This is a genomic window from Brevibacterium sp. (genome assembly GCF_052105255.1).
Lineage (GTDB): Bacteria > Actinomycetota > Actinomycetes > Actinomycetales > Brevibacteriaceae > Brevibacterium > Brevibacterium linens_B.
This window is the reverse complement of record NZ_JBQDYQ010000007.1, coordinates 66,770-79,966: the sequence shown is the minus strand read 5'-3', so window position 1 is coordinate 79,966 and position 13,197 is coordinate 66,770. Positions and strand designations below refer to the sequence as shown.

The following is a 13,197-nucleotide window of genomic DNA, read 5'->3' as shown; positions in this document are numbered from 1 at the left end:
CGCGATCGGGCTGCTGCCCGGCTACAGCACAATCGGCGTGGCCGCTCCGATCCTCATCGGCCTCTTCATCCGCCTGCGCCTGACCGAGTCGCCCGAACTCAACGAGGTCAAGGAAGAGAAGAAGGTTGCGAGCCTGCCCTTCCTCGAACTGTTCAAGACCTCGAAGAAGTCGCTGCTCATCGGCATCTTCTGCCTCGTCGGATCGAACACGCTCTTCTACATCGCCAGCGTCTACCTGCTCTCCTACGCGCCCGACTCCACCGGACTCAACCGCGGCGAGGTGCTCCTGGCCATAGCGATCGGTGCGTCCTTCGACGTCATCGCCATCCCCCTCGTCGCGATCTTCGCCGACCGCCACGGCAAACGCACGATGATGCTCGTCGGCAGCCTCGTCACCGCCGTCGCCGCCATCCCGATCTTCTGGGCGATGAACACCGGAACCTTCCTCGGCGCAGTGTTCGCGATGATCATCGCATTCCCGATCGCGCACTCGATCGTCTACGCCACCTCCTCGGGCTTCATCTCCGGGCTCTTCGACCCTGAAGTCCGCTACACCGGTGCTTCGATCTCCTATCAGGTGGGCGGTCTGATCTCTTCCGCCCCAGCTCCGATGATTTCGGTTCTCCTCTTCACGACATTCGACTCGTGGGTGCCCGTCGCGCTCTATCTCGCTGCGGCTAACCTGTTGGCAGGGATCTTCGTCCTCTTCGATACGAGGAACAAGGCGCTGAGCCAGTGAGCAGGAGCAGACAGATGACCGACGGGCAATCGCAGCCGACGACGGAACAGGCTCATCCGATGGATGAGCACACCATCGCCGAGGTGGAGCGTGCCGGAACGCAGTTCAACGCCGTCACAGCGATGACCGTCGACCGCGCGGATGCCCTCACCGCCGAGTCGATGAAGCGCGCGGATTCCGGGCAGCCGCCGCGGCGGCTCGAAGGGATCCCCTTCGCCATCAAGGACGTCATCGACGTCGCCGGATACCCGACGACGATGGGATCGGCGGTGCGCAGCGATGCCCCGGCGACCGCCTCGGCGCCGGTCGTGGACCGACTCGAAGCAGCGGGGGCGATCCCGGTCGCGAAGACGAACTGCCAGGAATACTCCTACGGAATCCTCGGCGACGAATCCGCCTTCGGCCGTGTCATCAACCCCGTCGATCCAGCGCTGTGCACAGCCGGGTCGAGCTCGGGATCGGCGGCACTCGTGGCCGCCGGAGCAGTGCCGTTGGCGTTGGGCACGGACACAGCCGGATCCGTGCGGGTGCCCGCCGCCTGCCAGGGTGTGTTCGGGTTCAAGCCGAGTTTCGGGGCAGTGCCCGTGGACGGAGTCTTCCCTCTCTCGCCAGCCTTCGATACGGTCGGGCTCTTTGCCTCAGATCTTGGTCTGCTGACCACGGCTTTCGACGTGATCGCGGGGGCTGGATCAGAAGCGCATGCAGCAGCTGGTGTGCCGGACGGCAGTGCGAGCGGGATCGGGCGGACCATCGATGTCAGCCTCCTCGGCGATCGGGCGAATCGGGCGCTCGATCTGCTCGCTGAGGTTCCCAACCTTACGATCACCTCGGCGAATGGCCCGACCCTGGGCGAACTCCTCGACGACCTTGCGCCGATCTACGACTTCATCCGCCTCTATGAGGCTTACGAGGTCCACAAGGACCTCTTCGCCGAGCGCGCCGCGGACTACCAACCGGGCGTGGCCAAGAAGATCGAGGCCGGCCGGGACCTCGGCGAGGCCGAATACCGGAAGCAGTTGGACGCGCTCGCCGAACTGCGGGAGCGGTCGCTGTCGGTCTTCGGCGCTACCGATTTCCTGCTCACTCCAGCCCTCGACGGGCCGGTGGTCCGCTGGGATGAGATCGACTCCGGATCGGCGGCGAAGTTCATGCGCTATTCGATGCCGTTCAACGTGCTCGGCTGGCCGGCGTTGACGATCCCGCTGCCCGGGGCCGGCGTCGGAAACGGAAACGGCGTCGGAAACGGAAACGGCGTTGGAACTGGAGCCAGCTCAGGACCGCGGGCGGTGCAGCTGGTCGGTCGCCCGGGTGGTGACCGCGACCTGCTCGCCTTCGCCTCGCGGCTGGGGTGAACGCAATTCAGATACCGCCGAGGCGGCCCTCCCATTTCGGGAGGGCCGCCTCGTGTGCATGGGCTTCCCAACGGTGCGGGCCGCCGCGGCGAGGATGGGCCACGTCGTTCGGATGCGTGATCCGATCAGGGAGGGCCGCCTCGGTGAGGGTGGGAGGTCACAGCCTCCAGCAGCTGTCGAGCGGAGCCTTGCCCGCGAAGGTGCGACTGGTGAAGGTCTCGATGCGGGGCAGGGCTGCGACGTAGCCGCCTAAGTGAGTGGGCCCGAGATTGTCCTCGAAGGCCACCTTGTGACCGGCTCTGCACCAGGTCGACGCGAGCTCCTTGCCCTGATCGAACGAGATGACGTCGTCGAGGCGGCTGTGGTTGACCAGCAGCGGAATATCAGGCACTTCGGCCTTACCCAACCGCTGCCGGTCAACGATGTCCGTGAAGTTCTCGTCGATGACCTCAGGGAACGACTCGCCGTTCTTCGTCAGCGACTTCCCATCCGTGAAGGCAGTCGAGAGCAGGGCTTGGACGGTGCACTTGTCCGCTGTTTCGGCGACCACCTTCTGCCCCTTCTCGTTGAGGAATTCTGACAGATCGATGTCAGCCTGATCGGCGAACCCGACGACGCCGTAGAGTGCGAATGCCGTATAGACGCTCGAGAGACCGGAGACGGTCTTGTACAGGTCGGTCGGCACCGCGCCGGCCGAAGCGGAGGCGATGTTGAGCTCGGGCGCCCACTCCTTCTGGAGCTCCAGGGCCGCCGTCGTAGCATGACCGCCCTGCGAGTAGCCGCGCAGCTGGAGCTGGGTGTCCTCATCGATCTCGCTGCCATCGACCTGCTGGACGGCACGTGCCGCGTCGAGGACGGAGCGCCCCTCTTCGACACGGTTGACGTAGTGGTGGGTGCCTTCGGTGCCGAGGCCCATGTAGTCGACGACGACAACCGGATGCTTTGCGGCGAGGGCCGATGCGACGGAGATGCCTTCGTATTCGGTGCCCATGCCCATCTGGCGGCTCGGAGCGCACTTGTCGGCGATGCCCTGGGTGCCCGGCGCGATGACGACGGCATCCTCAGCGTGGCCGCTCGCGCCGTTCGGCGTGAGCAGGGTGGCGGTGGCGGCTCGGGCCTTGCCCTTCTCATCGGTGGTCTTGTACATGAAGACCGTCGACTTCGCGTCATGCTTGATGAGCTTCACCGGGTCGAGGTAGAAATCGGAGTCGGCCTGCTTGAGCACCGTGCCGTCCGCGCTCGGCAGCGAGTCCGGGGTCCGATAGAAGTCCTCGGGGACTCCTGATGCCGGCAGGTCCTCCTGCGCGGCGGCATATTCGACATCGGCGGGAGTGAGTTCGTCGGTCTTCTCGACGGCCTTCTGCGCCTCTTCGACGCTGATGCCCTCGGGGACGCTGTCGCGATCGAGCGTGCTCGGATCCTCCGCCGCACGGTCGTCGAGGAACTGTTCGGCTTCGGCCTCGGTCTGCGGAACGAGCTCGGCGGCATGGGCGGGAGCGGTTGTCGTGCACAGGGTCAGTGCGAGGCCGACGACGGCTGCGGCGCTCAGGGCCTGGAGGCGACGACGAGGCCCGTGTGAGGAGGTGGTAGGCAGTGCTGTGGTTGGCGTGCTCATAGGCGGTGGTCCTGTTCTTCCTTGTCTCTCGGCATTGAGAAGGTGCGGGACAGCGGTGTCGGTGCAGACCGCAGCGGTGTACACCGTGACGGTGAGATCAGAGTCGCGACGGGGTGCAGTCGACCAGAGTGTTCACCGTTGGACGTTCTGGTTGTGACGGGCACCACACACATTACTTGATAGTAGAACTGAGTGGTAGTTAAGTGCAGATTGGGTCTGTTGCCTGGTGGAGAGACACGTCGACGGCCGCCGGTCGACAGCGAAGCACGCTGCCGGCCGACGGCCGTTGGAGGAGCCGAACCACCCCGCCGAGGTCAGCTGCCCGGAGTGGGCAGGGCCGCCTCGGCGGGGGTGGGTCTCACTTGCGCTCGAGTTCCTCGAGGCTCGGGTAGATCGTCTCCTTCGGGGCGACTCCCTTATTGCGGATAAGCACGAAGTAGAGCACGAAGGTGACGACGATGCCCACGAGCCACGAGATGTCCGCGCCGCCGAGCTTCGCGACCAGCGGCCCGGTGTAGAAAGACTGCGCGAGGAACGGGATCTGCACGATGACGCCGATGCCGTAGGCGACCAGTGCACGCCAGTTCCAGTTGCCGTAGCGACCGTGCCGGTCGTAGAAGGCGGGGATGTCGAAGCGGTCCTTCGAGATCAGGTAGTAGTCGGTGAGGTTGATGACGCTCCAGGGGGTGAACACCATCAACAGCGCGAGCACGAAGTTCTTGAAGTTCGCGAGGAAGTCCACCGAGGCCAGCAGCGCCACGAGCACGGTGACGGTGACGATGCCGATGACGAAGACCGCGCGGGTCCATCGACGGATGGTCGCCCTGTTGCCAAAGGAGGTGAGGATCGTCAGCGTGCACATGAACGCGCCATAGGCGTTGAGGGTGTTGACCGTGAGCTTGCCCAGCAGGATGACGATGAAGATGAGCAGGGCGAACACACCCCCGCCGACGATGTCGCCGACATAGGCGACCTGATTCTCGACGAATTCGTTGCCGGACTCGGTCATGGCGGCCGCACCGATGAGCGCGCCCAGGGTCATCGACCACTGCGAACCGATGACCGATCCGCCGAAGGTGAACCAGAAGGTCTTCGAGGATGGGGTCGAGCGCGGCAGGTAGCGCGAGTAGTCAGCCACATACGGTCCGTAGGTCAGCTGCCAGCCCACGGACAGGGCGATGGCCGAGAGGAAGGCGGGGAAGGCGAACGACGAACCCGAGATCAGTCCGGGGACGTCGACCTGGGTGAGCACGCAGTAGGTGATGAAGAGGAAGCCGAGCAGGCCCGTCACCGAGGAGATCCGACCGAGCACGTGGATGTACTTGTATCCCAGCAGGGCCACCAACGCCGTGAGCGCACCGAAGATGACGATGCCGACCCATGGGGTCTGAACGCCGATGATGAGGTTGACGGCCTGGCCGGACAGCACCGCGCCGGTCGAGGCGAAGCCGATGTACATGAGCACGACGAGCACGAGCGGGATGATCGCGCCGATGATGCCGAACTGGGCGCGCGAGGAGATCATCTGCGGCAGACCCAGCTGCGGACCCTGCGCCGAGTGGAGTGCCATGACGATTCCGCCGATGATGTTGCCGATGAGCAGGCCGATGATCGCCCAGAGTGCGTCGGCGCCGAAGACGACGGCCAAGGCCCCGTCGACGATCGCGGTGATCTGAGTGTTGGCGCCGAACCACAGGGTGAACTGGGAACGTGGCGTTCCGTGACGCTCGGCGTCAGGCACCATCTCGATGGATCGCTTCTCGATCCCCGAATTGGTCGTACTAGCCAAGATTGCCTCCTTTGAGTGATGAATCAGACTCAGTCAACACCCAAAGACGATGAGAGACGAGACCTGAATCACACATTCTGTCCGATATTTCGGATCATCTGCGGGGTGAAATGAATAGCGGGACTCAACGGCGAACGAATCGCCCCTCAGCCCCGCTTCGATCGTATTCTCGGGCGGATTTCTGTGCTGTTTCGATCGATTCTCCGGCTTGTTTCAGCCGACTCGTCAGGACAGAGATCGGGCGATGATCGTGCGTTGGATCTCCGAGGAGCCTTCGTAGATGCGGTAGATCCGAGCGTCGCGAACGTATCGCTCGAGCGGGAAGTCGCGAGTGAAGCCGTACCCGCCATGGATCTGCAGGGCTTCGTCGGCGATGAAGGCGGCCGCCTCGGAGGCGGCGAGCTTCGCCGTTGCCGAGGATCGAGTGAAGTCCACCTCGGCGTCGCGCTGTTCGGCGGCGTCCATCGTCAGCAGCCACGCCGAACGGTACTTCGTGTACATGTCCGCGAGCTTGAACGCGATGCCTTGGAGCCTGTTCAGCGGCTTGCCGTTGATCTTGCGCTCGCCGGCCCACGCCACGGCGGCGTCGAGGGCAGCCTTGCCGATTCCCAGGCTCATCGCAGCCACCTCGATGCGGCCGCGGTCAAGCACGCGCATGGCCGTCGTGAAGCCTTCGCCTGCCTTCCCGAGGAGGGCGTCCTCGGGAACCACGGTGTCGATGACGAACTCGTAGACCGGACTTCCGCGAAGACCCATCGTCTTCTCCGGGGGATTGAAGTCCAGCCCCGCCGAGGCGACCGCGGTGTCGACGATGAATGCGCTGATTCCCTTGTGGCCGGCGTCGACGTCGGTCTTCGCGTAGACGATGATGAAGTCCGCGAAGCCGGCGTTGGTGATGAAGCACTTCGTGCCCTTGATATGCCATCCGCCGTCGACGCGAGTGGCCTTCGTCGACATCTCTGCCGGGTTGGACCCGGCCCCCGGCTCGGTGAGTCCGAAGGAGCCGATGACTTCGCCGGCGGCGGCCCGCGGCAGCCACGCCTCGCGCTGGGCGTCGGTGCCGCCGAGCAGGATCGAGTCGGTGGCGAGGAACTGCGCGGTGACGATCGACGCGGTCGATGCGCACGCCTCGGTGATGGCGGCGACCATCTGGCTCATCGCCACCGAACCGACGCCGGGCCCGCCGAATTCCTCGGGCAGGTTGAGCCCCATGACCCCCACCTCGGCGAGGGTCTTCAACGTCTCATCCGAGACGCGTTCGTTCGCGTCTGCGGAGGCCGCCTGCGGGGCGAGGACGTCCTTGCTGATCTGGGCGACGGCGTCGACGAGTTCCTGTTCGTCGGCGGTGATGTCGAAGGCCATGAGTGCTCCTTGGAGGTGGGTTGATCGTGAGGTGCAGAGGATGTGCGTGGAGGGAGGCGTCGGCGGGAGGAGCCGAATCCTTCGTCCCGCGGCTCAGTTCGCCGACTCGGTCGGTTCGGCCGAGTCCGTCGAATCCGTTGGGTCCGACGGCTTCATCCGCCCCGCCTCGGCGAAGTCGGCGTTGTGTTCGCCGAGGCGGGGTGCCGGAAGCGCGGACGCAGGGCGGGTGCCGTCGACGAGGAGCGGATGGCCGAGATAGGTGTGACCGGTGCGCGGATCGGCGGCAGTGAGTCCGCGACCTTTGCCGATGGGCCCGGTGACCGCCTCGGCGAAATCGAGGACGGGGGAGTTGGGGACTCCGGCGGCATCGAAGATCTCGCACAGCTCGGTCACGGTGCGCCCCGTGGTGAATTCTTCGATCTCGATGCGCAGTGCCTCGTCGTGCTCCGACCGCTGCCCGTCGGTGGCGAAGCGCGGATCGGTGACCAGTTCCGGTTTGCCGAGGGTGCGGGCAAGAGTGCCGAAGAGACGGTCGTTGGCCACGGCGATGACGACGAGTCCGTCGGCTGCGCGGTAGGTGTCGAAGGGGGCGGAGACGGGGTGGCGGTTGCCGACCCGCGACGGAGAGGAGCCGGCCGCGTGGAGGGAGGCATTCGTCGGCTGCATGGCGAGCATGACATCGAGCATCGGAATGTCGATATGGGCTCCCTCGCCGGTGGTCTGACGGTGGAAGAGCGCCGAGGAGATGCCGAAGGCCGCGAACACTCCAGCGGAGACATCGGCGATCGATTCTCCGACTCGGGTGGGAGAGCCGTCGGCGAAGCCGGTCGAGGCCATGAGTCCGCTCAGTGCCTGGATGACCGTGTCATAGGCAGGTCGTCCCGCCTGACTGCCGGCCTGGCCGAAGCCGGAGATCGAGGCATAGACGAGATCGGGTCTGACGGCCGTGAGGTCCTCGTAGGACAGGCCGAGCTTCGCGGCGACGCCGGGGCGGAAGTTCTCGACGACGACGTCGCATTCGGCGATGAGTTCGAGCAGTCGTGCGTGGTCGTCGGGGTCCTTGAGGTCGGCTTCGATCGAGCGCTTTCCGCGGTTGAGTCCGGTGAAGTACGTCGACCCGGAATCGGTGAAGGGTCCGAGATGTCGGGAATCGTCACCGTGGCCGGGCATCTCGATCTTGACCACCTCGGCGCCCTGATCGGCGAGCATGGCGGTGGCGTAGGGACCGGCGAGAACTCGGGAGAAATCGGCGACCCGAACCCCGGTCAGCAGCTGCTTCGTTGCGTTCATGGTCCTCATCCTCGGCGCTGACCAGGGCGAAGACAACGGGGTGTGACGGGATTTCGTCCGAAGTGTCGGACGGAGGTGTCGGACGTTCCGAAGTACTGATGGGCGGTCTGCCCCCGGGACGGAATTCCGGCGCTCAATGCACGTTGCCCTGGCCGGAAGAGCTTCCGGCCAGGGCAGTGCACTGAGTTCTTCTCGTCGTGAGACGAGCGGGCCTCAGGCGACGCGTTCGAAGACCGCGGCCATTCCCTGACCGCCGCCGATGCACATGGTCTCGACTCCGTAGCGCGAACCGCGGCGATCCATCTCCCGCAGCAGGGTGGCGAGGATGCGCCCACCGGTCGCGCCGACCGGGTGGCCCAGTGAGATGCCCGAACCGTTGACATTGAGGCGTTCGGCGAAGTCGGATTCGGTGAGCTTCCATTCGCTCGTGCAGGCGAGCACCTGCGCCGCGAAAGCCTCGTTGAGTTCGATGAGGTCGATGTCTCCGAGTTCGAGACCTGCACGCTGCAGCGCCTTCGCGGTCGCCGGGACCGGCCCGATGCCCATCGTCTTCGGCGGCACTCCGGCCACGGCCCAGCTGCGCATGCGGGCGAAGACCCGCAGGCCCAGCTCGGCGGCCTTGGACGCGGTGGTCACGATGCACAGCGCGGCGCCGTCGTTCTGTCCCGAGGCATTTCCGGCGGTCACCGTGGCCTCATCGTCGGACTTCGCGAGCATCGGCTTGAGTTTCGCGAGCTTCTCGACCGTCGATCCGGGGCGGATGTGTTCGTCGGTCGTGATGACCTGTTCGGGGGTCTTCCGGGTGGCCGGCAGCGTGATCGGCACGATCTCGTCGGCGAACTTCCCTTCCTCAGTCGCCGAGGCGGCACGACGGTGCGATTCCACGGCGTAGGCGTCCTGGTCCTCCCGTGAGATCGTGTACTCACGGCGCAGGTTCTCCGCGGTTTCGATCATTCCGCCGGGCACCGGGTAGTCGTTGCCGCCTGCGGTGAGGCGGCCGCGGACGAGACCGTCCTTGAGCTCGATGTTGCCGCCCTTGACGCCCCAGCGGATCTCCTCATTAAAGAACGGTGCGCGGCTCATCGACTCGACCCCGCCGGCAACGACGAGGTCCGCATAGCCGGCCGAGATCATCGCGTGAGCGTCGGCGATCGCCTGCAGGCCGGAGCCGCAGCGACGGTCGACCTGGCGGCCGGGAACGGTGATCGGCAGTCCCGCATTGAGGGCAACGACGCGGCCGATCGCCGGAGTCTCCATGTGCGGATAGCAGTTGCCGAGGACGACATCCTCAATGGCTTCACCCGGCAGGTTGGTCTTCTCCAGCAGAGCTGTGAGGACCTGTCGGCCGAGCTCCTCATGCGGCACGTCCTTGAACTGTCCGCCGAATCCGCCCACGGGGGAGCGGAGAGGTTCGCAGATGACGATGTCTTCGGACACAGGGTCTCCCTCTGGTTGCGGTCGCACCGTCCCGCTTGTGGGGCCGGAACGACGATCGGCATAACTGCCGAATTTGGTATTAATACTTTCCCATTTATGAACATATCCGAATGGATTGCGCCTGACAAGGGTGCGTCTCAATGAATGGGCCCCATCGTGACGGCGCGGCACTGGTGGGTGGGTCGCCTCGGTGACGGTATGCGGGGTCGCTGGATTCGATTCGCAAGATTCGCCAGCCTGGCCGGCTTGCGGCGGCCAGGCCGCTCAGCGGACGGTCGGCAGTACCGCCTCGGCGACATCGAGCACCGTGTTCAGGGCTGCATCCTGCTGGTCGAGTCGATAGGCGAGGTGAAGCTGAGTGGCTTCGTTCGGCAGGTCGAGCGGCACCGCGGATACCCGCGAGTCGTAGCCGGCGGCGACGGAGTCGAACGTGATCGTCACACCCATCCCGACGGCCACGAGCGCGGAGATCGACTGCGAGTCGGGGGCTTCCTGGACCGTGCGCGGGCTGAACCCGGCATCGAGGCACAGGCGCATGGCGGTCTCGCGCAGGTTCGAATTCGGCCGCGCGGGCAGGAGGACAAAGGGTTCGTCGGCGAGTTCCTTGACGCCGATCTTCTTCCGCTCCGCCAGGCGGTGAGAGCTCGGCATGGCGACGCATGGACGCTCGATCGCCACGGGGCGGCCGGCGATGAGCGGGGGCCTCCGTCGCCAGCGAACCAGGGCGAGGTCGAGAGTGCCGTCCATGATCCTCTCGAGGCCTTCGTCGGCATAGACCGTCGACTCGAGGTGGAAGGTGATGCCCGGATTGCGTTCGTGTGAGGCCGCCACGAGGGTGGCGGCGAGGTCGCGGGAAGACGGGTGTGAGTAGCCGAAGCGGACGCGGCCGACCTCACCGCTGGAGGAGCGGTGGACGGATTCGACGGCGGCCTGCTGGGTGGCGAGCATGTGCTTGGCCGGCTCGAGCAGGGCTTCGCCGGCGGGGGAGAGGCTGACTGAGCGGGTCGTGCGTTGGAACAGAGAAGCGCCGAGGTCGGTCTCCAGGGAGCGGATGGTGCGGCTCAGCGGGGGTTGGGCCATGCCGAGGCGTTCGGCGGCGCGGCCGAAGTGGAGTTCTTCGGCGACGGCGACGAAGGCGCGGATCTGCTGCAGCTCCATGGACGTTCTCCCTCGTCAGGCGTTCAGGCGGTCGGACATGCGGGTGGCCATCATTATTGCACGCTGGGTAATCAATGCCTGAGCTGTTTTATAGCGGTCGGCAATTGGGTGTGCGGCGCATATCTCGAGCACGTCCGAAATATCGGACAGAACCTGATCCGGACCACTTCCACGATCCTCTCCAGCCGCCAGAATGGGATGTGTAGTCAGAGCAGACAGCGCAGGACGGGCCGATAGTCGGTTTCCTGCCGAACCCGCAGACCAGTATCCGCGTTGTCGGACACAGCGACAAGGAGAACCCATGACCACCAAGCCGTCGTTCACCCAGCACGATCCGACCCGGGTCATCCGCGCCGACCGCGGAACCGAGATCACCGCGAAGTCCTGGCAGACCGAAGCCCCCAAGCGCATGCTCATGAACAACCTCGACCCCGAGGTCGCCGAGCGTCCCGAAGACCTCGTCGTCTACGGCGGCACCGGCCGCGCCGCCCGCTCCTGGGAAGCATACGACGCAATCGTGCGCACCCTCGACGACCTCGAGGACGACGAGACCCTGCTCATCCAGTCCGGCAAGCCCGTCGGCGTCATGCGCACCCACGAATGGGCCCCGCGCGTGCTCATCGCGAACTCCAACCTTGTCGGCGACTGGGCCAACTGGGAGCACTTCCGCGAGCTCGAGGCCGAAGGCCTCATGATGTACGGCCAGATGACCGCCGGTTCCTGGATCTACATCGCCACCCAGGGCATCCTCCAGGGCACCTACGAGACCTTCGGCGCCATCGCCCGCAAGCGCTTCGACGGCACCCTGGCCGGCACCCTGACCATCACGGCCGGCTGCGGCGGAATGGGTGGAGCCCAGCCGCTGTCCGTGACGCTCAACGGCGGCGCCTGCCTCATCATCGACGTCGACAAGACCCGCCTCGATCGCCGCAAGGGCAAGCGCTACCTCGACGAAGTCGAAACCGACCTCGACACCGCACTGGCCAAGGTCATCGAAGCGAAGAAGAACAAGCAGGCCCTGTCCGTCGGACTCGTCGGCAACGCCGCCGAGATCCTCCCGCTCATCCTCGACCGCCCTGAGGCAGCCGAAGTCGACATCGTCACCGACCAGACCTCGGCCCACGACCCGCTGTCCTACCTGCCGGTGGGCGTGAGCGTCGACGACTGGAGTGATGAGGCCGAGCAGGATGCCGAGAAGTTCACCATCCGCGCCGAGGAATCCATGGCCAAGCACGTGAAGGCCATGGTCGAATTCCAGGACCGCGGCGCCGAGGTCTTCGACTACGGCAACTCGATCCGCGACGAAGCCCGCAAGGCCGGCTACGACCGCGCCTTCGAGTTCCCTGGCTTCGTCCCCGCCTACATCCGCCCCCTCTTCTGCGAAGGCCTCGGGCCCTTCCGCTGGGTCGCGCTGTCCGGCGACCCGAAGGACATCGAGGTCACCGACCAGGCTCTCAAGGAGCTCTTCCCCGAGAACGAACACCTCCGCACATGGCTCGACGCCGCCAACGAATACGTCGAGTTCGAAGGCCTGCCGGCACGCATCTGCTGGCTCGGCTACAAGGAACGCCACCAGGCCGGTCTGCTGTTCAACGAGCTCGTCGCCGAAGGCAAGATCTCGGCCCCGATCGTCATCGGCCGTGACCACCTCGACTCCGGTTCCGTCGCCAGCCCCTATCGCGAGACCGAATCGATGCTCGACGGCACGGACGCCGTGGCCGACTGGCCGCTGCTCAACGCCCTGGTCAACACCTCCTCGGGGGCGACCTGGGTGTCGATCCACCACGGCGGCGGCGTCGGGATCGGCCGCTCCATCCACGCCGGACAGGTCTCCGTGGCCGACGGCACCGAGCTGGCCGCTCAGAAACTGGCACGCTTGCTCACGAACGACCCGGGCATGGGCGTTATCCGCCACGTCGACGCCGGCTACGACCGCGCCTCCGAGGTGGCTGAGGAGCGCGGTCAGCGGGTGCCGATGATCCCCGAGCTCGACAAGCGCGACGAGGAATCCGCCGCGCAGTAAGCAGTCTGCGGCGCAGGTGCGTACACGTGCGCTGCGTCGACGGGCGCGGTCGCGGCTCAAGCGGGCACTTTGGTACAGGCTGTTCTGAATTGCTCACGGCGGAATCTATCGGTGGTAGCAACACTCGGTGGGCATTTCAGAATAGGGTGTACCAAACGTGGATTCCGCCCTGCAGTAAGGGCGCCGAACAGCTCGAGAAAAGTCGAGCAGCACTGATTTGAAACAGTGCTGCTCGACTTTTTGTGTGCCGCGGGCGGTTGCCGACGGCGAGTCGCGAGGTGCGCCGCCGCTCTGCTTGTCGGCAGATCGCGTGCACCGCTGGTCTGTTGCGCCGGACGGCAGGTCGCGTGCGGTGGCGTTGAACCTCTTCGTGCCAGGCAGCTGCCCTCGCCCACTGTCCGAAATGTCGGACGAATCTCGTTTCGGGTCGTT

9 protein-coding genes are annotated in these 13,197 nt (G+C 65.6%); 3 read left to right on the top strand and 6 right to left on the bottom strand.

Annotated elements, in window-relative coordinates; translation table 11 throughout:
- Together ACTIIH_RS04110 and ACTIIH_RS04105 are read left to right on the top strand one after the other, a co-directional pair.
- A partial coding sequence (locus ACTIIH_RS04110) for an MFS transporter (protein WP_441450637.1) occupies positions 1-739 on the top strand: 739 nt, incomplete at its 5' end.
- Positions 740-753: 14 nt separating this feature from the next.
- Positions 754-2,091, top strand: coding sequence for an amidase (locus ACTIIH_RS04105; RefSeq protein WP_441450636.1), 1,338 nt, complete (start codon positions 754-756; stop codon positions 2,089-2,091).
- 157 nt (positions 2,092-2,248) lie between these two features.
- Here ACTIIH_RS04105 and ACTIIH_RS04100 read toward each other — a convergent pair whose 3' ends face one another.
- The 6 genes from ACTIIH_RS04100 to ACTIIH_RS04075 form a co-directional block, all read right to left on the bottom strand.
- Positions 2,249-3,706, bottom strand: a complete 1,458-nt coding sequence (locus ACTIIH_RS04100) for a lipase family protein (RefSeq protein ID WP_441450635.1) — start codon at positions 3,704-3,706, stop codon at positions 2,249-2,251.
- A 358-nt stretch (positions 3,707-4,064) separates the two neighbouring features.
- Positions 4,065-5,495 carry a purine-cytosine permease family protein gene (locus ACTIIH_RS04095; protein ID WP_441450633.1) on the bottom strand — a complete coding sequence of 477 codons (1,431 nt, stop codon included), beginning with the start codon at positions 5,493-5,495 and terminating at the stop codon, positions 4,065-4,067.
- A 225-nt stretch (positions 5,496-5,720) separates the two neighbouring features.
- Positions 5,721-6,857, bottom strand: coding sequence for an acyl-CoA dehydrogenase family protein (locus ACTIIH_RS04090; RefSeq protein ID WP_101554735.1), 1,137 nt, complete (start codon positions 6,855-6,857; stop codon positions 5,721-5,723).
- Between the two features lie 93 nt (positions 6,858-6,950).
- Entirely contained in the window at positions 6,951-8,147 is a 1,197-nt protein-coding gene (locus tag ACTIIH_RS04085) for a CaiB/BaiF CoA transferase family protein (RefSeq protein WP_441450632.1), read from the bottom strand.
- A 213-nt stretch (positions 8,148-8,360) separates the two neighbouring features.
- On the bottom strand, positions 8,361-9,584 hold the full coding sequence (locus tag ACTIIH_RS04080; protein WP_441450630.1) for an acetyl-CoA C-acetyltransferase: 1,224 nt from the start codon (positions 9,582-9,584) through the stop codon (positions 8,361-8,363).
- Positions 9,585-9,848: 264 nt separating this feature from the next.
- Positions 9,849-10,742 carry a LysR family transcriptional regulator gene (locus ACTIIH_RS04075; protein WP_441450628.1) on the bottom strand — a complete coding sequence of 298 codons (894 nt, stop codon included), beginning with the start codon at positions 10,740-10,742 and terminating at the stop codon, positions 9,849-9,851.
- 301 nt (positions 10,743-11,043) lie between these two features.
- On the opposite strand from ACTIIH_RS04075, the gene hutU reads away from it, so the two are divergent.
- Entirely contained in the window at positions 11,044-12,765 is a 1,722-nt protein-coding gene (hutU, locus tag ACTIIH_RS04070) for a urocanate hydratase (RefSeq protein ID WP_441450626.1), read from the top strand.
- The last annotated feature ends 432 nt before the right edge of the window (positions 12,766-13,197 follow it).